At 45.6% G+C, this 25,059-nt stretch carries 19 protein-coding genes, 4 pseudogenes and 2 CRISPR repeat arrays; of the genes and pseudogenes, 19 read left to right on the top strand and 4 right to left on the bottom strand.

Annotated features, from left to right (window positions below):
* The first annotated feature begins 13 nt into the window (after positions 1-13).
* The 16 genes and pseudogenes from ACQ31U_RS06840 (at position 14) to cas2 (ending at position 14,151) form a co-directional block, all read left to right on the top strand.
* Entirely contained in the window at positions 14-667 is a 654-nt protein-coding gene (locus ACQ31U_RS06840; RefSeq protein ID WP_431050581.1) for a ubiquinone biosynthesis accessory factor UbiJ, read from the top strand.
* Positions 667-2,304, top strand: coding sequence for a ubiquinone biosynthesis regulatory protein kinase UbiB (ubiB, locus tag ACQ31U_RS06845; RefSeq protein ID WP_431050583.1), 1,638 nt, complete (start codon positions 667-669; stop codon positions 2,302-2,304). The genes ACQ31U_RS06840 and ubiB overlap by 1 nt, the downstream gene beginning before the upstream one ends.
* A 154-nt stretch (positions 2,305-2,458) precedes the next feature.
* A complete protein-coding gene (tatA, locus tag ACQ31U_RS06850) occupies positions 2,459-2,692 on the top strand; it encodes a twin-arginine translocase TatA/TatE family subunit (RefSeq protein WP_431050585.1) in 234 nt (77 codons plus the stop codon).
* Positions 2,693-2,695: 3 nt separating this feature from the next.
* Positions 2,696-2,972 (top strand): annotated as a pseudogene (gene tatB / locus ACQ31U_RS06855) (Sec-independent protein translocase protein TatB); the annotation flags it as partial.
* A gap of 251 nt (positions 2,973-3,223) precedes the next feature.
* Positions 3,224-3,973: a twin-arginine translocase subunit TatC gene (tatC, locus tag ACQ31U_RS06860; RefSeq protein ID WP_431050587.1), complete on the top strand. Its 750-nt coding sequence runs from the start codon at positions 3,224-3,226 to the stop codon at positions 3,971-3,973.
* Between the two features lie 65 nt (positions 3,974-4,038).
* Positions 4,039-5,061: a porphobilinogen synthase gene (gene hemB / locus ACQ31U_RS06865; protein ID WP_431050589.1), complete on the top strand. Its 1,023-nt coding sequence runs from the start codon at positions 4,039-4,041 to the stop codon at positions 5,059-5,061.
* 249 nt (positions 5,062-5,310) lie between these two features.
* Complete coding sequence (locus ACQ31U_RS06870) at positions 5,311-5,517, top strand: CRISPR-associated protein Cas3 (protein ID WP_431050591.1); 207 nt, start codon at positions 5,311-5,313, stop codon at positions 5,515-5,517.
* An 83-nt stretch (positions 5,518-5,600) separates the two neighbouring features.
* A pseudogene (locus ACQ31U_RS06875) lies at positions 5,601-5,915 on the top strand (CRISPR-associated helicase/endonuclease Cas3); the annotation flags it as partial.
* Entirely contained in the window at positions 5,898-7,784 is a 1,887-nt protein-coding gene (cas3, locus tag ACQ31U_RS06880) for a CRISPR-associated helicase Cas3' (RefSeq protein WP_431054299.1), read from the top strand. The pseudogene ACQ31U_RS06875 and the gene cas3, both read left to right, overlap by 18 nt.
* Before the next feature lie 7 nt (positions 7,785-7,791).
* Positions 7,792-8,511 (top strand): type I-C CRISPR-associated protein Cas5c, encoded by a 720-nt coding sequence (gene cas5c, locus ACQ31U_RS06885; protein WP_431050593.1) that lies wholly within the window; start codon positions 7,792-7,794, stop codon positions 8,509-8,511.
* Complete coding sequence (gene cas8c, locus ACQ31U_RS06890) at positions 8,508-10,490, top strand: type I-C CRISPR-associated protein Cas8c/Csd1 (protein ID WP_431050595.1); 1,983 nt, start codon at positions 8,508-8,510, stop codon at positions 10,488-10,490. The genes cas5c and cas8c overlap by 4 nt, the downstream gene beginning before the upstream one ends.
* A 26-nt stretch (positions 10,491-10,516) precedes the next feature.
* Positions 10,517-11,359: a type I-C CRISPR-associated protein Cas7/Csd2 gene (gene cas7c / locus ACQ31U_RS06895; RefSeq protein ID WP_431050597.1), complete on the top strand. Its 843-nt coding sequence runs from the start codon at positions 10,517-10,519 to the stop codon at positions 11,357-11,359.
* A gap of 2 nt (positions 11,360-11,361) precedes the next feature.
* The gene (gene cas4, locus ACQ31U_RS06900; RefSeq protein WP_431050599.1) at positions 11,362-11,979 is read left to right on the top strand and encodes a CRISPR-associated protein Cas4; all 618 of its coding nucleotides are present in this window, start codon (positions 11,362-11,364) and stop codon (positions 11,977-11,979) included.
* Positions 11,980-11,995: 16 nt separating this feature from the next.
* A complete protein-coding gene (locus ACQ31U_RS06905; protein WP_431050601.1) occupies positions 11,996-12,808 on the top strand; it encodes an NYN domain-containing protein in 813 nt (270 codons plus the stop codon).
* A gap of 20 nt (positions 12,809-12,828) precedes the next feature.
* Complete coding sequence (cas1c, locus tag ACQ31U_RS06910; RefSeq protein WP_431050603.1) at positions 12,829-13,854, top strand: type I-C CRISPR-associated endonuclease Cas1c; 1,026 nt, start codon at positions 12,829-12,831, stop codon at positions 13,852-13,854.
* 3 nt (positions 13,855-13,857) lie between these two features.
* Complete coding sequence (cas2, locus tag ACQ31U_RS06915) at positions 13,858-14,151, top strand: CRISPR-associated endonuclease Cas2 (RefSeq protein ID WP_139609651.1); 294 nt, start codon at positions 13,858-13,860, stop codon at positions 14,149-14,151.
* 180 nt (positions 14,152-14,331) lie between these two features.
* Positions 14,332-18,328: direct repeats of the CRISPR family, unit length 32 nt; unit sequence CCAGCGGCTCATACGCCGCTGTGAGTTGAAAC.
* 292 nt (positions 18,329-18,620) lie between these two features.
* Here the strand turns inward: cas2 and ACQ31U_RS06920 are convergent.
* Together ACQ31U_RS06920 and ACQ31U_RS06925 are read right to left on the bottom strand one after the other, a co-directional pair.
* Positions 18,621-19,867, bottom strand: a protein-coding gene (locus tag ACQ31U_RS06920; RefSeq protein ID WP_431050605.1) for an IS3 family transposase whose coding sequence is annotated in 2 segments (ribosomal slippage) — positions 18,621-19,471 and positions 19,471-19,867 — 1,248 coding nt in all. Because the reading frame shifts where the segments join, the coding sequence is not laid out codon by codon here.
* 73 nt (positions 19,868-19,940) lie between these two features.
* A CRISPR array of direct repeats spans positions 19,941-20,328; the repeat unit is 28 nt; unit sequence GTTAGCCATCGCACAGATGGTTTAGAAA.
* A gap of 73 nt (positions 20,329-20,401) precedes the next feature.
* Positions 20,402-20,515, bottom strand: a pseudogene (locus tag ACQ31U_RS06925) (IS1595 family transposase); the annotation flags it as partial.
* A gap of 82 nt (positions 20,516-20,597) precedes the next feature.
* Here ACQ31U_RS06925 and ACQ31U_RS06930 point away from each other — a divergent pair.
* A pseudogene (locus ACQ31U_RS06930) lies at positions 20,598-21,089 on the top strand (IS256 family transposase, variant Zn-binding type); the annotation flags it as partial.
* 383 nt (positions 21,090-21,472) lie between these two features.
* Here the strand turns inward: ACQ31U_RS06930 and ACQ31U_RS06935 are convergent.
* Together ACQ31U_RS06935 and ACQ31U_RS06940 are read right to left on the bottom strand one after the other, a co-directional pair.
* On the bottom strand, positions 21,473-22,048 hold the full coding sequence (locus ACQ31U_RS06935) for a sugar O-acetyltransferase (protein WP_431050607.1): 576 nt from the start codon (positions 22,046-22,048) through the stop codon (positions 21,473-21,475).
* 17 nt (positions 22,049-22,065) lie between these two features.
* Positions 22,066-22,758, bottom strand: coding sequence for a GDSL-type esterase/lipase family protein (locus ACQ31U_RS06940; protein WP_431050609.1), 693 nt, complete (start codon positions 22,756-22,758; stop codon positions 22,066-22,068).
* Positions 22,759-23,017: 259 nt separating this feature from the next.
* Between ACQ31U_RS06940 and ACQ31U_RS06945 the strand changes: the two genes are divergently transcribed.
* Positions 23,018-23,656 carry a TfoX/Sxy family DNA transformation protein gene (locus ACQ31U_RS06945; protein WP_431050611.1) on the top strand — a complete coding sequence of 213 codons (639 nt, stop codon included), beginning with the start codon at positions 23,018-23,020 and terminating at the stop codon, positions 23,654-23,656.
* 260 nt (positions 23,657-23,916) lie between these two features.
* Positions 23,917-25,059 carry a M20 family metallopeptidase gene (locus ACQ31U_RS06950; RefSeq protein WP_431050613.1) on the top strand — a complete coding sequence of 381 codons (1,143 nt, stop codon included), beginning with the start codon at positions 23,917-23,919 and terminating at the stop codon, positions 25,057-25,059.

Raw genomic sequence — 25,059 nt, forward strand, 5'->3', positions numbered from 1 at the left:
CGGAGGGGTGAGTATGTTGCCGAATTGGGAACAGCTTAAAACACAATTGATGTTGCCGCAATGGGCGAGTTCCGCGTTGGAAACCGCACTTTTGCATTTGCTCAAGCGCACGGAAAATGGCCAACCGCACTTACGTAAACTTAACGGTAAAATCTTGGCAATACAATTACGCCAACCGGAAATGAACTGCTATTTCGTGTTTTCGGCACAGCAAATTGATGTGTTGCACCAATATGAAGGCGAAGCCGATTGTACTGTGCAAACCTCGGCGAAAACGCTGTTAAAAATGCCGAAAAAGTCGGAATTAACCCGGTATATTAACGATAAATCCATTGTGCTGCATGGCGATTTGCAAGTGCTGCAAGATTTTCTCGGATTATTGGATGTTGTCGAAAAAGATCCGGCGGAATTGCTGGCGCCGTATGTGGGCGATGTGCTTGCGTACAATATGACACAATTGGCGAAACAAGGGCTGGCATTCTTCCAACGCAAACAACAAAACGCAAACCGACATTGGGGCGAGCGGCTGAGTGAGGAGTGGCGTTTGACCGCGCCGATGTTGGCAGTGGCTGATTTTCAACAACAAGTGAGTGATCTTTCACGGCAAAGTGATCGGCTTGAACAGAAGTTCCAACAACTGCTGGATAAACTAGGAATGGAAAAGTGATGAAATCGGTCTTGCGTTTCTACCGCATTATTCAAGTGATTTTGCAATACGGCTTGGATGAATCCTTACCGAAAAACGCGTTCACCCGCCCGATTCGTTGCGGCCGTAACTTGCTGTTTTGGTTGAAAAACCGCCATCAGGATAAAATTTTTGGTTTGCGCTTGCGTTTGGCATTGCAAGAATTGGGACCGGTTTGGATAAAATTGGGGCAAATGTTGTCTACCCGGCGTGATCTGTTTCCCGACAGTATTGCCGACGAATTGGCATTATTGCAGGATCAAGTCGAACCATTTTCGGGCAAGTTAGCGCGCCAACAGATTGAAACCGCACTTGGCGGTAAACTGGAAAAATGGTTCGTCGAGTTTGATGAAACCGCATTGGCTTCCGCCTCGATCGCACAGGTACACACCGCCCGTTTTAATTCCAATATGCCTTTTGCCGGACGTGAAGTGGTGCTGAAAGTGATTCGCCCGAATATCGAAAAGGACATTAAAGCGGATATTAGCCTGATGTATCGCTTGGCAGGTTGGATTCCGCGCCTATCGAGCGAAGGGCGGCGCTTGCGTCCGGTGGAAGTGGTGCGCGAATATGAAAAAACCATTCTTGATGAGTTGGATTTACGCCGTGAAATGGCAAATGCAATCCAATTACGGCGCAATTTTGAAAACAGCCCGCTGCTGTATGTGCCGGAAATGTATAGTGATTTCTGCTACAAAAATCTGATTGTGATGGAGCGGATTTACGGCATTCAAGTGTCGGATATCGCTGCGTTGGAAGCCAACGGCACCAATATGAAATTGCTGGCGGAGCGTGGCGTGCAGGTGTTTTTCACCCAAGTGTTCCGCGACAGTTTTTTCCATGCCGATATGCACCCGGGCAATATTTTTGTTAATCCCGAACATCCTGAAGATCCGCAATATATCGGCATTGACTGCGGCATTGTCGGTTCACTTAACCGTGAAGATAAACGCTATCTGGCGGAAAATTTTCTCGCCTTTTTCAATCGCGATTATCAACGGGTGGCGCAATTGCACGTCGACTCCGGTTGGGTGCCGGAAGATACCAATGTGCAAGAGTTCGAACAGGCGATTCGCACCGTTTGTGATCCGATCTTCGCCAAGCCGCTGAGTGAAATCTCCTTCGGGCATGTGTTGTTAAACCTGTTCAATACTGCGCGCCGCTTCAATATGGAAGTGCAGCCGCAGTTGGTGTTGTTGCAAAAAACCTTATTGTATATCGAAGGCTTGGGCAGGCAGATCTACCCGCAGCTGGATCTGTGGCAAACCGCCAAACCGTTTTTACAAAATTGGTTGGATGATCAGATCGGCTTCAAATCGGTTTATCGCGGGATTAAAGAGCGCTTGCCGTATTTCCGCGAACATTTTGCCGAAATGCCGGAAACGTTGTATCATGCGCTGCAACAGCAAAAAGAGATTGGTCGTCAGCTTGGCGAATTAAACCGCACTTTGTATAAAAACCAACGACATCAGCGCCGCCATTGGTACAGTGCGTTGGTTGGGAGTGTGATATTCGTCACAACACTTTTGCAATTTGAACATTTACCGCTATTTTTTAGTTCGTGCTTACTACTAAGTGCGGTTATAATCTGGCTTTACGGCTTGATAAAAAGGGATTAATGAAAATTTGATCCAAAATGAATTTGCAGATTGACGCTAAGCTATCAATAGTTTAAAGTTTTTCAAGTAGCATAACGCATTATTTTAACAATAGTATTTAAACAATCGGAATTTAGCCGTTTCGGCGCTATTTTTCATATCATGAGGTGATTTTATGGGTATCAGCGTTTGGCAACTTGCCATTATCGTATTAATCGTAGTCCTGTTATTCGGAACCAAAAAACTGAAGACATTAGGCTCGGATCTGGGTGAATCGGTGAAAGGCTTTAAAAAAGCCATTAAAGACGACGATGCCAAAGAGAAAGATGCCGAATTTCAGCAATCATTAGAAAATTCAGCTGAAAAAACAGCAGAAAAACAAACTGTCAAAGATAAAGAGCAGGCATAAATCGTGTTTGATATTGGTTTTTCCGAACTGGTTTTAATTTTTATCGTCGGGTTGGTGGTATTGGGGCCGCAGCGTTTGCCCGTGGCGATCAGAACGGTTGTCGGCTGGATTAGAACCATTCGCGGCATTGCCACCAATGTTCAGAATGAATTAAGCCAAGAACTGAAATTGCATGAATTGCAAGAAAGCATTAAAAAAGCGGAAAAATTGAATTTGGGCGATCTTTCACCGGAATTGGCTAAAAGTATTCAGGATTTGAAAGAATCCGCACAAAAAATGGAACGGGATGTGCAGGAGCAGCAAAGCAATCTGAATAGTCTGAATAAAGAGTTGCAAGACGGTGTTAAACGGATTGAAGACAGCTTGAGTGCCGATGAACAGGCGGAACTTGCCGAAGCGGGTGAAGCACAGCTTGATCCGCAACAGGCGGAAGCCGCACCGTTACAACTTGATCAGTCAGAAGCAACCGCCGAACCTACGGCACAACCCGACAAAGCGTCCGCTTAGTCAACGCGGTGAGGATAATGTAGTATGTCGTCAGTTGAAGACTCACAACCGTTAATCAGCCATTTAATTGAATTACGCAATCGTCTGTTAAAATCCATCGTTTGTATTTTAATCGTCTTTTGCGCGTTAGTGTTTTTTGCCAATGATATTTATCGGATTATCGCGTTACCGCTGATTGAACAGTTGCCGCAAGGCGCCAGCATGATCTCCACCGGCGTGGTGGCGCCGTTTTTCACGCCGTTAAAATTGACCGGCGTGGTGGCGATTTTCCTTTCCGTGCCGTACCTGTTATATCAAGCTTGGGCGTTTGTCGCCCCTGCGCTGTACAAACATGAAAAACGCTTGGTTTATCCGTTGTTGGTTTCCAGCACCTTACTGTTTTATGTCGGCGTTGCCTTCGCTTATTATGTGGTGTTCCCGCTGGTGTTTGGTTTTTTAACCAAAACCGCACCGGAAGGAGTGCAAATCGCCACCGATATCAGCAGCTATCTGGATTTTGTGCTTACCATTTTCTTGGCATTCGGCATTTGCTTCGAAGTGCCGATTGCGATTATTTTACTTTGTTGGAGCGGCGTGACGACAGCGGACGATCTGCGTAAAAAACGCCCTTATATTATCGTCGCGGCATTCGTGGCTGGGATGTTTTTAACCCCGCCGGATGTGTTTTCACAAACATTGCTGGCAATTCCGATGTGGTTACTGTTTGAAGTCGGTTTGGTGTTCTCCCGTTTTTATAAACCGCGGGAAGAAGATGAAGCCGCCGCAGACTCTTAATCAGATAAAGATTCCGAATTAAAGACGCCGTTGGCGTCTTATTGCGTTAAAGAGAGGACAAGATTATGACTCAACAAATTTTTGCTCGTTTCCCGGCTAACCGTATGCGCCGTTTGCGCCGCCATGATTTCAGCCGTCGGCTAGTCGCGGAAAATAGGCTGACTGCCGATGATTTGATTTATCCGGTGTTTATCATGCAGGGCGAAAATCAGCGCGAAGCGGTGCCGTCAATGCCGGGCGTGGAGCGTTTAACCTTGGATCAATTGCTGATCGAAGCCGGGTTATTGGTGAAATACGGTGTACCGGTGATCGCCCTGTTTCCGGTGATTGAACAGGGTAAAAAATCGTTGTTGGCAGAAGAAGCCTATAACCCGAACGGCTTGGTGCAAAGTGCGGTTAGCGCCTTGAAAGCCGCTTATCCTGAACTGGGTGTGCTGACTGATGTCGCGCTCGATCCTTACACTACACACGGACAAGACGGCATTATCGACGAGCAAGGTTATGTGCTCAACGATACCACCAGCGAGATTTTAGTCAAACAAGCCTTGTCGCACGCTGCTGCCGGTGCGGACATTGTCGCCCCAAGCGATATGATGGACGGGCGGATCGGCGCAATCCGCACCGCACTTGAACAAAACGGCTTTGTAAACACCCAGATTATGGCGTATTCCGCCAAATATGCCTCCGGTTTCTACGGACCATTCCGCGACGCGGTCGGCTCCAGTAGCAACTTGAAAGGCGGCAATAAGAAAACCTACCAACTTGATCCGGCAAACAGCAACGAGGGCTTGCAAGAAGTGGCGTTAGACCTGCAAGAGGGGGCGGATATGGTGATGGTCAAACCGGGCATGCCGTATTTGGATTTGGTTTACCGCGTGAAACACCACTTCGGCGTCCCGACTTTCGCCTACCAAGTTTCCGGCGAATACGCTATGCTCCAAGCCGCAATCCAAAACGGCTGGCTGGCGGAAAAACCGGCGATTATGGAAGCCTTACTCTGCTTCAAACGCGCCGGCGCAGACGGTATTTTGACCTATTATGCCAAACAAGTGGCGCAATGGTTGTATGAGGAAGTCCAACCGAAATAGTGTGATATAGCAAGCAATTATAGAAAATACTCATAGACATCGGATATATCGGAGTGTAAATTCAGAATAACTTTTGCGAATGGTAGACTTATTCATGAAAAATAAGCGATTTTCTCAATACTATGCCCACTCGGCTGAAAACCAGCCCTGCAAAGTCATGTCCAGAATATGGATAAATGGCGGCGGGGCTTTTTTATAGTACAAGGTTCTCTGTTAGTTTTGGGGCGAAATAATCATGAGGAGAAAACTTTGAAAACACAATACATTGCCCATGTCCGTAAATCAGACAGCACCAAGCAATCGGTGGAAACCCATCTGTTTGAAACTGCGGCGATTGCCAAAATGCTGGCTGCGAAGCTGGGGCTGGATTTGGCAGGAGAATTGTTGGGACTGATGCATGACTTCGGTAAATATTCTCTGAAATTTCAAAAGTATATTCATGATGTAACAGGCTAGTCAATCCCGATTTAGACGATGAGGAAAGCACACCAAACGGCAGCAAGGTTGATCACTCCACGGCAGGGGCGCAGTGGGTTTATCGCGAATTGAAAAAATTTGGTACACAAGGTCAGGGAGAGTTGTGCGGGCAGCTATTGGGGCTGTGCATCGCTTCGCATCATGGCGCGGGTTTGATTGATTGCCTGGATGCCGAAGGTAACGTGGTTTGGCAAAAGCGGTTTGATAAAGATGACGCTTTAACCCATTTGAGCGAATGCGAGCAAAATGCGGATTCTGCGGTCATGCAGCAGGCGCAAACCTTGGCGGACACAGCCTTGCTCAAACAGATAGTGACACCGCTAAAAGACCTGCTGCGCTTACCTGAAGCCAGCGACAAGGTGAAAGAATTCTATCTGGGCTGTTTCACCCGTTTTTTGTTTAGCTGTCTGATTGATGCCGACCGTATCAATAGTGCCGATTTTGAAGATGACAACCGTAAAATCTTACGAAGTTTGCAAAAGCAAACCGATTGGCAACCAGCGATTGATAAATTAGAAACTCACCTTGCAGCATTCAAGCCCCGTTATCCGATTGATGAAATCCGTCAACGAATTTCCAATGCTTGCCTGGATAGGGCAAATGACCCGCAAGGTATTTACACGCTGACCGTGCCAACCGGCGGCGGTAAAACCTTGGCAAGTCTCCGCCATGCTTTGCATCACGCGCAAAAGCACCAATTAGACCGCATTATCTATATTATCCCTTACACCTCCATCATCGATCAAAACGCCCAAACTGTCCGTGAAATCTTGGGCGATGATTGGGTGCTGGAACACCATTCCAATCTCGATCCTGAAAAGCAAAGCTGGCAAAACAAACTGCTTGCTGAAAATTGGGACAAGCCGATTGTGTTCACCACCATGGTGCAATTTTTGGACGCTTGGTTTGGTGGCGGCACACGAGGTGCGCGGCATATCCACCCGATGACTCGAAGCGTGCTGATTTTTGATGAAATCCAGACTTTACCGGTGAAATGCGTACATATGTTTTGCAACACGCTCAACTGGCTAACCCGATTCGGCAAAAGCAGTGCTATCTTGTGTACTGCCACTCAACCTTTATTGGCCGAATCCGGCTTGGATAAATTTCCGGAAGAAGACCGAAACAAGGTGCTGGTAAACGGTTTGTTAAAGCTGGCGGACAATGCGGAAATCATGGGGGAACACGATGATATCGCCCGACTGTTTGCTGATTTATCGCGCGTGGAGGTTTGTCTGAATGAAAAAGCGGGCGGCTGGTCAGTGGATGATGCGGGGGCATTTTTACTGGGACAGTTTCAGACGGCTTCAAGCTGCCTGTTTATCGTCAATACCAAAAAATGGGCGGCCGAGCTTTATCAATATTGCCAACGGCATAATGTGCCGTCTGAAGCCTTGTTTCATCTGAGTACCAACCAATGCGCCACGCACCGCAAGGATTTGTTTGAAAAAATGAAGCAACGCCTGCAAGCCAAATTGCCCGTGCTGTGTGTCAGCACCCAGCTCATTGAGGCCGGCGTGGACATATCAATGGCGTGCGTGATTCGCGCTTTGGGCGGATTAGACAGCATCGCCCAAGCAGCGGGACGTTGTAATCGGCATGGTGAAGCAGAGGGAAAAGGCAAGGTTTGGGTGCTGAATCTGCAAGAGCCGAATAATCTCAAAGATCTGCTGCCTGATATTGAGAAGGGGCAGCAGCAGGCAGGACGGGTGTTTCGAGATTTTACAGGGCAGGATATTTTGCAGCCCGGTGCGATGGAACGTTATTTTCAATATTATTTTTACCAACGCAGCGGCGAAATGGTGTACCCGCTTAAAAACAGCACTTCAGGTAGCCTGTTGGATTGGCTGGGCGACAACGGTCACAACGTTTATGCCGCCAAAAACGACAAACGCAAACAAAACAAACAGTATCCCTTGCTGATGCAGTCGTTCAAAAGTGCGGGGCGGGCATTCCAAGCAATTGATGCGCCCACTCGGGCGGTGATTGTGCCTTATGGTGAGGGCAAGGAGCTGATTGCCCAATTGTGCGGCGAGTATGCACCCAAGCGGTTTTATCATTTATTGTCAAAAGCCCAAAGATTCAGTGTGAATGTGTTTCCCAATATTTGGGAGAAGTTAATCAAAGAAGAGGCGATTTATCCAATTGCGGATACGGGTATTTACTATTTGAAAGAGCGGTATTACAGTCAAGAATACGGCTTGGCGGTTGACGAAGTCGCACCGATGGAATTTTTGAGTGCATAGGAGAATTATGAAAAATAAAATCAGTTTTCGCGTATGGGGGCGGCAGGCTTTGTTTACCGACCCGGTGACCAAAATCGGCGGGGAAAAATTCAGCTACCAAGTGCCGACTTATGAAGCGATAAAAGGCATCGTCCGGAGCGTATATTGGAAACCGACATTGATCTGGCATATCGACCGCATTCGGGTGATGAAGCCGATTCAAACCCAGAGCAAATCCACCAAGCCGCTGAATTGGGACGGCGGCAATACCTTGGCGATTTATACCTTTTTGCAGGATGTGGAATATCAGGTAGAAGCCCATTTTGAATGGAATATGCACCAGCCGAATTTGGTTGAAGACCGCATTCCCGCCAAACATCTCGCTATTGCCGAACGGATGATCAATCGCGGTGGCAGACAGGATATTTTCTTGGGAACGCGGGATTGCCAAGGCTATGTCGAGCCGTGCGAATTTGGCGAAGGTAAAGGATTTTACGATGAAGTGCCGAATTTGGATTTCGGCTTGATGTTCCACAGCTTCGGCTATCCGGAAGAAACGGGAAATCATGAGCTGATCAGTCGGTTTTGGCGGGCGAATATGCAAAACGGCGTGATTGAATTTCCGCGCGTGGATGATACAGGCCGTCTGAAAACCCGTTTTATCCGCAAAATGCAGCCTGAAAAATCCTTTGGTCGTGGTGAAAACCTTAAGGCGGTGGAAGATGAAGCGAAGGAGCTGGGTTTATGAGCTGGATGCAGAAACTTTATCGGACGTATGATGTGATTTCGGCAAAAATGGATAGTGCAGATAATCCGCTTACGCCAGTTGCCCACACCTTGCAAACTGCCCATATTGAAATTGTAGTGGATGGCGAGGGGAGTTTTCAGACGGCCAGGGTTATGCCGCCAAAGACGACTGTTTTGCTTCCGGTAACTGAATCTTCGGAAAACAGAACCAGTGGTGAAGCGCCGCATCCCTTTGCCGATAAAATCCAATATGTTGCCAAAGATTATGCGGATTTCGGTGGTGATAAAAAGGCCTATTTCGATGGTTATTTGCAGCAATTGCAAGCATGGTGTGATTCACCGTATGCCCATTCGAAAGTGCGGTCTGTTTTGCATTATGTTGCCAAAGGTCAGGTCATGGCTGACTTGATTCGAGCGGGTGTGTTTCAACTGGATTCAGACGGCCATGTATTAAATTCTTGGCAGGGTGAGGATGCTCCCCCCATTTTTGCAACCTTGCCCAAAAATCAAGATTATGGTTCCGCTTTGGTGTGTTGGCGGGTTGAGCTTGCTGGAGATGTACAAAGTGAAACGTGGACAGACAAAGCCATTCAGCAGTCATGGATTGATTATCTTGCGGCGAGTGAAGCAACTAAGGGATTTTGTCTGATACAAGGTGAAGAGGCGGTCATATCAACCATGCATCCTGCCAAGCTGCGTCATACCGGTGATAAGGCAAAGTTGATTTCATCCAATGATAAAGGCGGCTATACCTTCCGTGGCCGATTTGAAACGGCTGAAGAAGCTGCAAGCATCGCATCGGAAGTATCGGCCAAAGCCCATAGTGCCTTGCGCTGGCTAATCGGAAACCAAGGAATCCGCAATGGCGAACAAGTCACCGTCGCTTGGGCAATCAGCGGCGAAACCGTACCGTCTCCCTTGCAAGACAATTACGACTATCTTGATGCTGACGATGATGATTTAGCAATTGTAGAAGCAGGCGATGAAAGCAATAGGCCGTCTGAAAGCATCAACCAGCGAGATTGGTCGGCCAATATCGGTAAAACAGCAGCCGAGTTGATTAAAAAGAAACTGCACGGTCTGCAAGCCCAATTAAGCGAACACGAACAGATTTCTTTATTAATGCTGGATTCCGCCACCCCCGGTCGCATGGCACTAACCTATTATCAGGAATTTTTACCTGAAAATTATTTTGCCAATTTGGATGCTTGGGTCGATGATTTCTCTTGGTATCAACGCTATTCGCGTGAAACGCAAGACGGCAAAAAGAAAAGCAAACAAACCATTTGGCCGATGATTCCGCCTGCGCCTTATGCGATTTATGAAGCAATTTACGGCAAAGTATCGGATAAAGACGGCAAGCTCAAAAAGCAACTTTACGCCCGTTTGTTGCCCGTCATCGCCGGCGGACGAAATGTGCCGATACCCAAGGATTTGGTGCAACAGAGCTTTCAGACGGCCTGTACTCCCAATGGTTATGAGCATTGGGAATGGGAACGCAATATCGGTGTAGCCTGTAGCTTATATCGGGGCTATCTCGCCCGTCATCACGATTCATCACAACGGAGAAACTACTCTATGGCTTTAGATAAAGAAAATACATCACGCGATTATTTATACGGCAGGCTGTTGGCGATTGCCGAAAATATCGAATCTTACGCCTTGTATCTGGCAGAAGAAAAGCGTGCAACCACCGCCGAGCGTTATATGCAGCGCTTTGCAGAACATCCGTTTGCTACTTGGCGAAATATCGAGTTGGCGCTCGCCCCTTACCAAGACCGCTTGCGCAGCCGTCAAAAAGATACCGGCAAACAAGCCATCGGCGAAATCATGGATTTGTTCAAGCCCGAAGATTTTGTGTCCGACAGCAAATTAAGCGGCGAATTTCTGCTTGGCTATCATTGCCAAAAAATGGAGATCAAGCGTGACATTGAAAAAGCCATCGAAGCCAAGCAAAAGAAAACCGAAGCAAGCGAATAAATAACCAACATTCAAAGGAAAACCCAATGAGCTTAACTAAAAAAATCGACTTCGCCCTGATTATCGGCGTACAAAATGCCAATCCCAACGGCGACCCCTTAAACGGCAACCGCCCGCGTGTGGATTTTTCAGGTATCGGCGAAATGACCGACGTGTGCCTGAAACGAAAAATCCGCGACCGTTTGCAAGATAGTGGGGAAGCTATTTTCGTGCAATCGGATGAAAAGAAAACCGATGGCATGACCAGCCTCGCCAATCGTGCCAAGGACAAAGACATTGGCTTAGGGGCAGATGCCTTTAATCCGAAAAAAGCCAACAAAGACGAAACCGCCAAAAAAGCCTGTGAAAAATGGCTGGACGTGCGCAGCTTCGGGCAAGTGTTCGCCTTTGGTAAAAGTGATGATGCTTCGGGTGTCTCCATCGCCGTGCGTGGTCCGGTTACTATTCAATCGGCTTTCAGCATTGAGCCGGTCATCGTTACCAGCACCCAGATTACCAAAAGCGTGAGCGGCGAAGGTGATGGCAGCAAACGCGGCTCCGACACTATGGGCATGAAACACCGTATCGACAAAGGCATTTATGTTGCCTATGGCGCAATGTCGCCGCAATTGGCGGAGCGCACCGGCTTCAGCGATACCGATGCCGAAAAAATCAAAGCCGTGCTGAGCAAATTGTTTGAAGGCGATGCCTCTTCCGCCCGTCCCGAAGGCAGTATGCAGGTATTGAAGCTGATTTGGTGGGAGCACAACTGCAAATCCGGTCAATATTCATCCGCCAAAGTACACGGCAGCCTGAGCGTGAATGCCGACGGCAGCTATGTGCTGAATAATTTGAAAGGATTAGAACCCAAAGAGATTAACGGCTTCTAACCATGCGCCCAATCCCCCTCTCCGCCCTGCAACACTATGCCTTTTGTCCGCGCCAATGTGCGTTGATACACAACGAGCAAGCGTGGGCGGAGAATTTTCTTACCGCACAGGGTAGGGCGTTGCATGAGCGGGTGGATTCGGGCGAACCCGAAACACGCAAAGGCATTCGCTTTGAACGTAGCGTGCACGTATCGGCTGAAAATTTGGGCTTGAGCGGTATTCTCGATATGGTCGAACACGAGCTGGCAACAGGTCGTCTGAAACCGGTGGAATACAAACGCGGCAAGCCCAAATCTGAGCATTGGGACGAAATCCAGCTTTGCGCGCAGGCTTTGTGTTTGGAAGAAATGACCGGCAAAACGGTGGAGGAGGGCGCGTTGTGGTATCAGCAAACCCGCCATCGCGAACCGGTCTTGTTTTCAGACGGCCTCAGGCAAGAAACATTGGCGGTGATTGCCAAAGTGCGGTCGCTGCTGGAAAGTGGTGCAACCCCGCAGCCTGTGTATGGCAAACATTGCAAAGCGTGTTCGTTGTTGGAGCTGTGCCAGCCTTCTTTGTTGAAAAAGGATAGGTCGGGGGAGTATGTGGCGGGGTTGTTTGATTACGGTAAAAATGATTAATAATTTAAGGGTGAAAATGTCTAAGTACAAAACCAGTTTTAATGTAGTGGAAGAAAAGTCAGCCTATCTTGCTGTTTTGATTGATAAAGATAATGCTTCGGCAAATAGCATTAAAGCAATATTAGAAGAGGTAACCAAATTTGGCGAAGCCACGGTTAAACGGATTTATGGGAACTTTGTAGCTGATAATGGAAAGTGGAAGCAAGTTATTAATGAATTTGCGATTAAACCAATGCAGCAATTTGCATATACTACAGGCAAGAATGCAACTGATGGTCTTATGATTATTGATGCGATGGATTTACTCTATAAAGAGCGGTTTGACGGATTTTGTATTGTATCTAGCGATAGTGATTTTACTGCATTGGCAATCCGCTTAAAGGAGGAGGGGGTAACCGTTTATGGGTTTGGCAAAAAGCAAACGCCCGAAGCTTTTCGCAATGCGTGTAGTCAATTTATCTATGTGGAAAATTTATTGCCGCCTACTATTGATAAAGAAAAAGAAGAATTGGCAATAGAAAGTAAACCATCTCAAGCCATAGCAGTTACTGATACCGCTAAAGCCAAAATAAGCAGTAGCCATGTTCACCATACTGCTCTACCAATGGATATTATTCAAAAAATATTTGAACAATCTGATAGTGAATGGGTTACGGCTGCTTCTTTTGGCTCGACTTGGAAGCTCTTGCAGACTGATTTTGATCCGCGAAATTTTGGTTGTAAAAAATTGACCGATTTAATAAAAAAGCATCCTGATATTTTTGAATATGAAATGCGTCAAAATGCGGAAGGAATGCAGGAGCATATGTACGTCAGATTAAAAAATTAATTGAGAAATTAAAAATAATCATGCGCAAACTCCAAAACACCCTCTACATCACCACCCAAGGTACTTACTTGCATAAAGAGCGGGAAACCTTGCTGATTGAAAAAACCGTTGAAGGCGAGCGGCAGAAGTTGTTGCAATTGCCTGTGCATTCGATTGCGCATATTTTCTGTTTCGGTAATGTGTTGGTGTCGCCGTTTTTGATGGGGTTTTGCGGGGAAAATAATGTCAATTTGGCGTTTTTTACCGAAAACGGGCGTTATCTCGGGCGTTTGCAGGGGCGGCAGAGCGGCAATGTGTTGTTGCGGCGGGCGCAGTACAAGGTGTCGGAACATAATCCTGTACCAATTGCGCGTAATATCATTGCGGCGAAAATCCAGTCGTTGAAGCGGGTGTTGCAGCGCAGGCAGCGTAATCATGGCGAACACGATGAGATTCAGACGGCCATTCGTGCCTTGAATTTCAGTTTGGCGCAATTACAACGGGCGGATAATCTGGAGCAGATTCGCGGCATTGAGGGCGATGCGGCTTCGCGCTATTTCGGCGTGTTTCAGCATTTGCTGACGCAAAAGTGCGGTTTTGTGTTTAACGGCCGCAACCGCCGCCCGCCGCGCGATCCGGTCAATGCCTTGCTGTCTTTTCTGTACAGTGTATTGGGCAAGGATATTAGCGGCGCGCTGCAAAGCGTGGGGCTGGATCCGCAAGTGGGCTTTTTGCACGCTGATCGGCCTGGGCGCGACAGTTTGGCGCAAGATATTTTGGAAGAATTCCGCGCTTGGTGGGTGGACAGAATGGTGTTGAGCCTGATTAACCGCGGTCAAATCCGCCTACAGGATTTTGAGACGGAAGCCAGCGGGGCGGTGAATATCAAGGTGGATGCGCGCAAGCTGTTGTTTCAAAGCCTGCAAGCCAAAAAGCAGGAAAAAATCATTCATCCGTATTTGCAGGAAGAGGTGGAAATCGGCTTGCTGCCCTATATTCAGGCCATGCTGCTGGCACGCCATCTGCGCGGCGATTTGGCCGAATATCCGCCGTTTTTGATGAGGTAGCCCATGCTGATGCTGATTACCTATGATATTTCGCTGGAAGACCCCGAAGGCCAAGCGCGCCTGCGGCGGATTGCCAAACTGTGCCTAGACTACGGCGTGCGCGTGCAATATTCGGTATTCGAATGCGACATCGCCCCCGACCAATGGGTGCGCCTGAAAGCCAAGTTGCTCGCCACCTATCAACCCGAAACCGACAGCCTGCGCTTTTACCACCTGGGCAGCAAATGGCGACGCAAAGTGGAACACCACGGCGCAAAAGCTGCGGTAGATATATTCAAAGATACACTGATTGTGTAGCGCGCTAACCTGTTGTTCTCATGGAAATGCGGGGAGATTGGCGACGCTTGATTTCTTTAACAATTTGGATAAATGAAATTAATTTTAGATTATGATATAGTCTGATTACTCTTTTTATTTTAGGTGTAAGCGAATATAAATATATAACATATTAATATTTAATACATTTTAAAGTAGGGTCCAGCGGCTCATACGCCGCTGTGAGTTGAAACCTCATCATGAAAATAGGTTAGATATTTTAACTTGCCAGCGGCTCATACGCCGCTGTGAGTTGAAACCGTTTTAGCGATGAAAAATAAGCTCACCCCGATTCCAGCGGCTCATACGCCGCTGTGAGTTGAAACTGATGGTGTATGGGAGCGGCTTCCTGATATTCCCCAGCGGCTCATACGCCGCTGTGAGTTGAAACAAGCGGCAATGTCGCTAGGGATAGAAAATGAAGCAGCCAGCGGCTCATACGCCGCTGTGAGTTGAAACGCCGCTACCAAAATGAACCTTGAGCTTTGCGGAAACCAGCGGCTCATACGCCGCTGTGAGTTGAAACATGGGACAGTCAGAAACGGCTTATTCAGTCGCCACCAGCGGCTCATACGCCGCTGTGAGTTGAAACACTAATACCCCCTGAACCCGAATCACTTGAACCGCCAGCGGCTCATACGCCGCTGTGAGTTGAAACAGCTCCCTTGCGATGAAAGTGTTTAACGGCAGTGCCAGCGGCTCATACGCCGCTGTGAGTTGAAACACACGTGTGCGCCTCGAACTGGAGAGCGCTCGCCCAGCGGCTCATACGCCGCTGTGAGTTGAAACGTATGTGGACACTTAGATTTGTATGTGGACACTTAGCCAGCGGCTCATACGCCGCTGTGAGTTGAAACGCTACCCCAATAACCTTTATTTTTAACTAGTTAACCAGCGGCTCATACGCCGCTGTGAGTTGAAACCCCTGTTTTTGCGCTACTGGCTAAAGGCGTTACGGCCAGCGGCTCATACGCCGCTGTGAGTTGAAACACGATATGGGCGATAAAACCGGTGGTATCTTATCCCAGCGGCTCATACGCCGCTGTGAGTTGAAACACGGAGATTTAATCATGGATCTAAAAAATCCTTTCAGCGGCTCATACGCCGCTGTGAGTTGAAACTCATTCGGAAATATCCGCCAAACTTCATCGAGACCCAGCGGCTCATACGCCGCTGTGAGTTGAAACTGATTGCAAGCAATCCCCAAATTAATCCAAATATCCAGCGGCTCATACGCCGCTGTGAGTTGAAACAACTGTTAGGAAAAAAGTAACTATTATTCATAATCCAGCGGCTCATACGCCGCTGTGAGTTGAAACGAATTTCGACGATGATATTCCGTTTTGATCGTCCCAGCGGCTCATACGCCGCTGTGAGTTGAAACGTTCGATCAGCTGTAGTTTTATGTCGCCCGGCACCCAGCGGCTCATACGCCGCTGTGAGTTGAAACCCATTATTAGGCGGTGGAGAACTATTTAATAATATCCAGCGGCTCATACGCCGCTGTGAGTTGAAACATTAAATCAACACCATTTGGGAATTTACCTTTAGCCAGCGGCTCATACGCCGCTGTGAGTTGAAACCTCGAGACTATCCGGCTTTTAAAGCTGACCGAACCAGCGGCTCATACGCCGCTGTGAGTTGAAACTCCATGGTATTCTTGCGCTCTTGGCGCTCAGACACCAGCGGCTCATACGCCGCTGTGAGTTGAAACAAGCCCACCGCAAAATTAATTTCTTGTCCAGTTTCCAGCGGCTCATACGCCGCTGTGAGTTGAAACGTAAGCCAATCCACCGCATTACTGGGACTGCCATCCAGCGGCTCATACGCCGCTGTGAGTTGAAACAATCGCATTTGACCGCACTTGCTCGCTGCGTAGCCAGCGGCTCATACGCCGCTGTGAGTTGAAACAGCCTAAAATCACTAAACAAAGCTACGTCTATGACCCAGCGGCTCATACGCCGCTGTGAGTTGAAACAAAGGCAGATAGATTATTTCAGTTTTACAAAAATCCAGCGGCTCATACGCCGCTGTGAGTTGAAACGATAGCTGACACATTAATTAACGGCGAGGTTAGAACCAGCGGCTCATACGCCGCTGTGAGTTGAAACGTTGTGATATCCAGGCGTTTAATAATTGCCCCATCCAGCGGCTCATACGCCGCTGTGAGTTGAAACACCATCTCCATCCCCGTCACTATTACCTGAACCACCAGCGGCTCATACGCCGCTGTGAGTTGAAACACATTGTCGCTGGTCTTAAACGCCAACACAGCTTCCCAGCGGCTCATACGCCGCTGTGAGTTGAAACAGCATGAGGCGGCGAGCGAGGCGGTGTTGAGTGCCCAGCGGCTCATACGCCGCTGTGAGTTGAAACCGCAGGGGTGAAATTGTTGTGCGCTCAACTGTGCCCAGCGGCTCATACGCCGCTGTGAGTTGAAACATCTTTCACAACAATTAACTTGCCTAACTGCTCCCCAGCGGCTCATACGCCGCTGTGAGTTGAAACATGCAACAAGGTTGCATAATAGCGGTCAATTTCTCCAGCGGCTCATACGCCGCTGTGAGTTGAAACCCTTTTTTATTTTTAGGAGAACAACATGAAAAATCCAGCGGCTCATACGCCGCTGTGAGTTGAAACAAGCACCGCTTTGTTTTGTTTCCAAAACTTAACAACCAGCGGCTCATACGCCGCTGTGAGTTGAAACGCCCTGGCTCAAGCCTCAAATTACCCTTGTTATCCAGCGGCTCATACGCCGCTGTGAGTTGAAACCGGTAATCGAACTGTAATCTGTTGCTGCCATTGCCCAGCGGCTCATACGCCGCTGTGAGTTGAAACGGCCGCTGTGCCACCCGTTATTATTGACCAAAGCCCCAGCGGCTCATACGCCGCTGTGAGTTGAAACTAAGCGATCAATAATCTTAGCTCTCAAATCAATTCCAGCGGCTCATACGCCGCTGTGAGTTGAAACATTTTTAATCCTGCGTTATTGATTTCAACACATCCAGCGGCTCATACGCCGCTGTGAGTTGAAACACGCCGGACAGGTTCGGCACGCTCGGCGCATAGACCAGCGGCTCATACGCCGCTGTGAGTTGAAACGGTTATCGGCAGTGGATAGGCATAAGCTGCAAAGCCAGCGGCTCATACGCCGCTGTGAGTTGAAACAAATCGTCATACTCGATCGCGTCTGGAAAGCCCACCAGCGGCTCATACGCCGCTGTGAGTTGAAACTCGCTCTAGCACTTGCCACAACGAACACTCTTTCCAGCGGCTCATACGCCGCTGTGAGTTGAAACCATATAAATCAGATGATGGCTATATTGGTGTCTTCCAGCGGCTCATACGCCGCTGTGAGTTGAAACCACGTTAGATCATCTATGTGTTTGCTAGGCATAAACCAGCGGCTCATACGCCGCTGTGAGTTGAAACTGTAACACCCGAACTTTGGTATCAAACATGATACCCAGCGGCTCATACGCCGCTGTGAGTTGAAACAATGTCTGCGCCGCCGTTGCTGTAAAAGGTATATCCAGCGGCTCATACGCCGCTGTGAGTTGAAACTCACGCGTTATCACCGTATTCCTACCGATTTTAACCAGCGGCTCATACGCCGCTGTGAGTTGAAACTCAACCTTACCCGTATAAACGGCTTTGTTCAACATCCAGCGGCTCATACGCCGCTGTGAGTTGAAACATCAATATTATTTTTGATGATTTTAATCATGCTTCCAGCGGCTCATACGCCGCTGTGAGTTGAAACCTCCGCAGCGGACTACCAACAATGTTACAGATCCGCCAGCGGCTCATACGCCGCTGTGAGTTGAAACCGGTCTTGGGCAAAGTCAGCTACCAGGACGGCAACCAGCGGCTCATACGCCGCTGTGAGTTGAAACTATACTACTGACGGCTTAAAATTGGGGTGGACTTCCAGCGGCTCATACGCCGCTGTGAGTTGAAACAGCCAATCAGCGTGCAGATGAAAACGGCAATGACCCAGCGGCTCATACGCCGCTGTGAGTTGAAACAGCACATTTTGACGACTGTCAATCACAGATTGTCCAGCGGCTCATACGTCGCTGTGAGTTGAAACCCTGTATTCGACCCATTATCAACGGGCGGAGGTGCCAGCGGCTCATACGCCGCTGTGAGTTGAAACGCTTTATTATACACTCCGCGCCATCCTTGAATTTGTCGAGCCTTTATTGAAGTACGAGTTGAAACACAGAGAAAACATTTTCGCGTCTACGGAAAAGTGTGTCGCTCCTTCACGAAAGTGTGAATTGAAACGCTGAATTATAATGAAATTTTATAATAGGACGAAGATTCTTGCCTATGAAAGTGTGTATTGAAATGAGATGGTGAATTTCGCTGTTGCCCTCTTCTCAGTAGTGCTATTTAAATCAATTTTATTAATCTAAAATTTGATCTGACCCAAAAAGTTGGACTGCTTAATGAACGGATTGAGTTCGATATTGTATCGGGCTTAATCCTTTTAATCTTACTTGAATTCGTTCAGTATTGTAATACTCAATATATTGATGAACCGCCTGCTCAATGTCATCTGCCGTATCAAATTGCCGAACATAAAAACATTCTGTCTTCAGCCTGCCGAAAAAACTTTCCATTGCGCCATTATCCAAACAATTTCCCTTTCTCGACATACTGATTTGAATCTGATTATCTGCCAATATATTGCGATAAGACGGCATTTGATACTGCCGGCCTTGGTCTGAATGTAATATCGGCGTTGCCTCCTTCGGGAGCTTATTCACGGCTTGTCGCAACATCTGCTCAACCGGCGCCCTGTTTGGACGACGACCAAGTTGATAAGCAATCACCTCATTGTTAAATAAATCTAACATTGGCGATAAATACACTTTATTGCCGTCTTTTGCTTTGAATTCCGTCACATCAGTCACTAATTTCTCGTAAGCATTTTCCGCCGTAAAATGACGTACTAACAGATTATCAGCAATTCGACCCACTTCGCCTCTGTAAGAACAATATTTCCGTTTTTTCCTCCCTTTCACCTGTAAGCCCATCATCTGAATCAAACGTTGCACCTTTTTGTGATTGACCGTACCGAGTGCCAATGTCACTCGGCGATAGCCATACTGCGGATTCTCTCGTTTAATTTGACGGATTTCCGCTTTTAAATCGGCCTCTTTATCTGTCTTCGGTTGTTGATGGTAAAAATAAGTGCTTCGGGCTAACTTAATGATATCTAATAATAAATTAAGCGGAAAATCACCGCTTAAGGCTTTAACAATTTCTGCCTTTCGGCTTCGTCTTTCAGGGATAACTCCATCGACTTTTTTAAGATGGCATTCTCCGCACGCAAACGCAGATTTTCTTGTTCTAATTGTTTTAACGGCGTTAATGGCTTAACGTGTTTTTTCGATTTATTCGGTTTATTCACGGCTGGTCGTCCTTTGGGCTTATCAATCAGTCCATTTATGCCAAATTGTTTGAAACGTTGCAACCATTTAGAAATAACAGTGCCTCCTGAGATACCCAAGGTTAAGGCGATGTGTTCAAGGGAGAACAGCCCTTGTCGGGCTAATTTGACGGCTTGAAGCTTTTCTTCGACGGTAAATTTTCGGGCAGTATGTTTGACTCGCAAGCCATCTGAGCCCGCATGTTGAAAGTAATAATCAACTGTGTGTTGTTTAAATGTTTGGGTATATTTAGTCATAAAAATCTGCACCTTAGTCAGTTGGTTTTGCAGTCCAACTTTTGGGGTGCAGATAAAAGCCGTTTTAAAATCGGTTAGCCATCGCACAGATGGTTTAGAAAAAAAGAAGATGATAGTACTATCACTAAAAAGTGTTAGCCATCGCACAGATGGTTTAGAAAGTCGGGTGGGACTCGATTAATTCCCCACACTAGTTAGCCATCGCACAGATGGTTTAGAAAAGATATGTATGTGGGGTGTATTTAGATATGTAGTTAGCCATCGCACAGATGGTTTAGAAATATTTTGAATTTGATACCAAAGAGCGAGAGGAGTTAGCCATCGCACAGATGGTTTAGAAATTTCATAGGGCAGAAAAGAATGTTTTTAACGCGTTAGCCATCACACAGGTGGTTTAGAAATTGTTGATGTTCTCGTATTTGCTGTCATCGAGGTTAGCCATTACACAGATGATTTAGAACCAACCTAATATTAACTTTGTGACTGCCCTAGATAATTGCCCTATTTCCATTTTTCCATTTTAACCCATTATACGGCTATGTTTTTATTTATGCCGACTAATTGAGCTGCAAGACGCACTATTGCGCCTGCAACAAATAACTCAATTAAACGGCTCTGTTTATACTAACTTAATCGATTTTTTCTAATAAGCACTATCCTGGAAAATTTTAGTTATCTAGGACAGTCCGAAAAAATCAGAACAAATAAAATTTAGCTTGATTACACGCTTGGAAAACAGACTTATAAACAACTTGCCGATAAATATCATTGTTCTCTAAGAACTATTCAGAGACATATATTAAAAGCACCTAAAACACAGCTAAATTTACCCATTAATAAACATTTGAATATTCTCATGGATACCACATTTTTCGGTCATGATTTTGGTGTACTTGTTTTAATGGACAGCATAACCGGAAAGGTGGTTTACCATCGAATTGTGACGACAGAAAAAGTGTTGTACTACCGATTAGCCATTAATGAACTTAGAGAGAAAGGGTTTTATATTCAAGCGATTACTTGTGATGGCAAGCGTGGATTATTGAAAGATAGTTTAAACGCACCGATTCAAATGTGTCAATTTCATCAAGTAGCAATAGTGATAAGGAAATTAACGCGCAAGCCAAAATCATCGGCGGGAAAAGCGTTAAAAATAGTGATTAAAACCCTCAAAACAAGCCGTAAAAATACGCTTATCTCAAGCATTATATTAGTATTTTAAATATAAACTATTCTTAAATGAGCGCTCAGATAATCCTGATAAAAAAGGAAAATACCCTTATAAACATCGTGGTGTACGGACTGCTTATGCAAGTTTAATTAGACATAAAGATTTTTATTTACCTTTGAGAAGTATCCTGAATTAAATATAGAAAATACAACAAATAGATTAGAAGGGTTATTTAGTGAACTTAAGCGAAAATTATCCGCTCATCATGGATTAACAAAAAGCCATAAGATAATGTTTATAAATGATTTTTTAAATAAAAAGAGTTGGTAACAATGAGCTGGTTTTATGATTACCAACAATTTGGTCTACTATGCCTATGTTCTTCCTATATTAATGACCATACAAAAATTACCAATAGTAACAATATATTAACCTCATGCTTTATCCTTCCCATTAATTTCTCGAATTACCCGACAAGGCACTCCTGCGGCAAGCACATTATCCGGAATATTGCGGGTGACAACGCTGCCTGCGGCGATGACGACATTATTGCCAATTGTGACGCCGGGCATAACTTTTACGCCGCCGCCAAACCAAACATTGTTACCGATGGTGATCGGATAAGCATACTCTAGTCCTTGATTACGGCGTTCTACATCAAGCGGGTGTCCGGCAGTATAGAAGCCACAATCTGGTGCGATAAATACATTATCGCCAAAGGTAACTTTTGCTCCGTCCAGAATAACTAAGTTATGGTTGGCATAGAAGTTTTCACCGATTTCAATGTTATAGCCATAGTCACACCAAAATGGTGCGGTGATGCTAAATTGGGTTTTGGTTTTTCCAAACAGCGTTCGAATCAGTGTTTGTTGCTCTTCAGTGGCAGATGGGCGTAGTTGGTTATAATCGTAACAGCGCTCTTTGCAAATTTTCCGTTCCGCAATCAGATTGGCATCGTTATTGGCGTCATAAATCAGCCCTGCCAACATTTTTTCTTTTTCTGTCGTCATTTCGTCGATTCCACTGGTTAATTTTGCAAATAAGGCAACAGCGCTTGTAAGTAGATTTGATAGCCTGTTAAGGTTAAGTGCAATCCTTCGCGGGTGTAATCCAATTCCAACTCATCGTTAGTATTTAAAAACCGATGGTGCAGATCCAGATACCGCACTTGGTGTGTTTGCGCTACTTTTTGTAAGTGGCTGTTTAACGCTTTAATCCGTTGGTTATCACTTAAGCTTAACATCACTTGATCAATTTTAGCTGAATGGGATTTGTTTACCGGCAACACCGAAAGTAAGTAGCATTGGCATTGCGGCAAGTGCTGTTTGAGTAACGTAAGAATTTGCGAGACTCGCTCGCTGACCTGTTGCGGGGGATCATTCGGATATTTTGCTAGATCATTGACGCCAATTAACAGAAAAAGTTTTTTCGGTTGTAGTGGATAGATATGTTCCGGTAAGCGTTTGAGAACATCATAAGTATCATTACCACTAATGCCACGGTTGTAAATAGTCATCTCCGGCAGCATTTCGTTAATTGGAAATTCTTCGGTAATTGAATCCCCTAAGAAGACAATTTGATTTGTTCGGGCATAGCGGTTTAATGCATTGTAACGGGTTGTCATCATCTCTCTTCGCTCCGCATTAAAATTGATCAGAAATGCTTCTGCCGCTACTTTTTGTTCGTCGGAAACGAAGGTTAAAATCTCTTTTAGTGCCATGTGTCTTTATTCCAGAATAGGTTATGAGTTCATGTAGTGATGCTACTTGAGTTTTGAAGAAAAAACAATGAATAGAGAAGCGAATTGCAGATTAAAAAATAATCGAGTCGATTGTTTTTTGAACGGCAGATCCCAGTTTTAAAAATAATTTAGGAATACAGATCACAAAAAACCATTTTTCTTCATGCATTATTTTAAAATGTAAATTAATGTGTCTCATGATGATTAACCTTGATTAGATTATGGAGTGACTTTATTTATGAGTAATACAAAATCATATGTGTCTTTAACAAAAGAGAAGCTAAATCGTTTAATTGGGAACATTACTGTAGAGAGTTTATTCTCGGGTTATGGTTTTTATAAGGATAATCATATGTTTGGCATTGCGCAAAGTGGTGTTTTTTATTTGCGTGCGGAGGGACGTTTAGCTGCATTTTTAGAGCGGGAAGGTGCCATGACTTGCTCAAATCGTAAGGGAAATAATGCGTTATCACTGTCGTTTTATTATTGTTTGCCCGTTGAAATTACACAAAATGATAAATTGTATAAATCAATTTTGTGTCATTCGATTGAACAAGTTCAGCAGTCGAAACTTGAATCTCAATTATCTCAAAAAAAACGTCCGAAAGACTTATTTAATTTAGAGCTTAAACATGAACGATTATTACGCAAAGTCAACATTACTAGTGTACGTCAATTGCGTGAGGTCGGCGCTGAAATGGCTTACATCCGTATGAAGAAAATAGGACTTCCTATTACGCAGGGATTCTATTGGAGCTTAGTGGCGGCACTGAAAAATATACCGGTTTCGTTATTGACGGCAGAGCAAAAAAAGCAGGCATTGGAGAAACTTAATTTATGTTTGCGTAAAGAGGGGATGAGAGCGGAGAAAGGCTAGTTTATTCCTATTTTATTTCGGAAGAAAATGTTCAAATATGCATGCAATCCGCATAACCTATAGGGTTATGCGGATTGATAGATTAATGCAATATGCAAATCAAAGATCTTTATCACAAATTAATATATTAAAAATATTAAATATCTCTTTCATCTTGACACATAAGGTTATGTTCTTTATCGTCATGTTTGTCTATTTTTTGTACGGCAAGGTGTTTTATGTAAACTTAGTTGTATAACGTACATCATGAGGAGATTGCTATGTCTATTGTCGAACGAAATATTTTTATCGAAGATTTAAAAGATATCGTTAATATTGAGTCTTATAGTTATGATCCACAAGGAAAAGCAGACATTGTTAAATTTCTACGTGAAAAATTCCAAGCGTTAAATTGGTTAGTAGAAGAGCACCCCTTAGATCCCGCAGTAGGTTCGGCACTAATTTGTATGAATCGCAAAGCCGATCATTTTGATGTATTGCTATCAGGACATATGGATACCGTGTTCAAACGGGGGACGTTAGCAACCTGGCCATTCAGTCAAGATGGAAAAAGGGCATATGGTCCGGGTGTTTGTGATATGAAACAAGGGCTAATTCAATCCTATTATGTTTGTAAAACGCTATCTGAAAAGAATGAAATCGGTGATAGCAATATCTGTGTCATTTTTAATCCGGATGAAGAAATCAGCTCTATTTATTCCAGACCATTATTAGAAAAATTTGCCGCTAAATCCCGTTATGCCATTGTATTAGAAGCGGCTAGGGCAAACGGAAGCCTGGTTAATGAACGCCGTGGTGTTGCTAGATACATTATCGAGTTTTTTGGGAAAGAAGCGCATGCGGCGGTAAATCCGGAGGCTGGCGCTAATGCAATCAATGCTTGCATTAAAATTTGTCAGATCTTACTTGAGCAAGTGGCACCTGAAAAAGGAACTGCATTAAATATAGGGACTATTGAAGGTGGGACAACACCGAATACTATTCCGGCGTATGTCAAAATCCAAGTAGATTGTCGTTTTACGCTTTCGGAAGAAGCTGAAAGATTAGACGGCTTCATTCAAACATTACACAATGTAATCACCGAAGATGGCGTGCGGATTAATATCAAAGGTGGGATAACACGCCCACCCTGGGCTAAAACCGACGAAAGTTTGGTATTTTGCCGTGAGGTTGACAAAATTAAACAAAAACTGGGTATTGAGGCTGGGTGGGTTTCTACCGGAGGCGCTTCTGATGGGAATTTCTTTGCGGCTTTAGGTGTGCCGACTATTGATGGAATGGGAATGGTTGGCGGTAAGCATCACAGTTCGGAAGAGTACTTAGAGCTGGACTCAATTATTCCTCGTACGACACTGTTATATGAAACGGTTAAGTTTTGTTTATCAAATAAGCAGGAGGCGTAA

This window comes from Testudinibacter sp. TW-1 (assembly GCF_050613185.1).
In the GTDB taxonomy this organism is placed as follows: Bacteria; Pseudomonadota; Gammaproteobacteria; order Enterobacterales; family Pasteurellaceae; genus Chelonobacter.

Coding starts and splice junctions, on each gene's coding strand:
- tatC (WP_431050587.1), top strand. CDS start 3,224: ATGTCGTCAGTTGAAGACTCACAACCGTTAATCAGCCATTTAATTGAA.
- cas2 (WP_139609651.1), top strand. CDS start 13,858: ATGCTGATGCTGATTACCTATGATATTTCGCTGGAAGACCCCGAAGGC.
- cas4 (WP_431050599.1), top strand. CDS start 11,362: ATGCGCCCAATCCCCCTCTCCGCCCTGCAACACTATGCCTTTTGTCCG.
- cas5c (WP_431050593.1), top strand. CDS start 7,792: ATGAAAAATAAAATCAGTTTTCGCGTATGGGGGCGGCAGGCTTTGTTT.
- tatA (WP_431050585.1), top strand. CDS start 2,459: ATGGGTATCAGCGTTTGGCAACTTGCCATTATCGTATTAATCGTAGTC.
- cas8c (WP_431050595.1), top strand. CDS start 8,508: ATGAGCTGGATGCAGAAACTTTATCGGACGTATGATGTGATTTCGGCA.
- cas7c (WP_431050597.1), top strand. CDS start 10,517: ATGAGCTTAACTAAAAAAATCGACTTCGCCCTGATTATCGGCGTACAA.
- ACQ31U_RS06945 (WP_431050611.1), top strand. CDS start 23,018: ATGAGTAATACAAAATCATATGTGTCTTTAACAAAAGAGAAGCTAAAT.
- ACQ31U_RS06935 (WP_431050607.1), bottom strand. CDS start 22,048: ATGACGACAGAAAAAGAAAAAATGTTGGCAGGGCTGATTTATGACGCC.
- ACQ31U_RS06940 (WP_431050609.1), bottom strand. CDS start 22,758: ATGGCACTAAAAGAGATTTTAACCTTCGTTTCCGACGAACAAAAAGTA.
- hemB (WP_431050589.1), top strand. CDS start 4,039: ATGACTCAACAAATTTTTGCTCGTTTCCCGGCTAACCGTATGCGCCGT.
- ACQ31U_RS06840 (WP_431050581.1), top strand. CDS start 14: ATGTTGCCGAATTGGGAACAGCTTAAAACACAATTGATGTTGCCGCAA.
- cas1c (WP_431050603.1), top strand. CDS start 12,829: ATGCGCAAACTCCAAAACACCCTCTACATCACCACCCAAGGTACTTAC.
- ubiB (WP_431050583.1), top strand. CDS start 667: ATGAAATCGGTCTTGCGTTTCTACCGCATTATTCAAGTGATTTTGCAA.
- ACQ31U_RS06905 (WP_431050601.1), top strand. CDS start 11,996: ATGTCTAAGTACAAAACCAGTTTTAATGTAGTGGAAGAAAAGTCAGCC.
- ACQ31U_RS06950 (WP_431050613.1), top strand. CDS start 23,917: ATGTCTATTGTCGAACGAAATATTTTTATCGAAGATTTAAAAGATATC.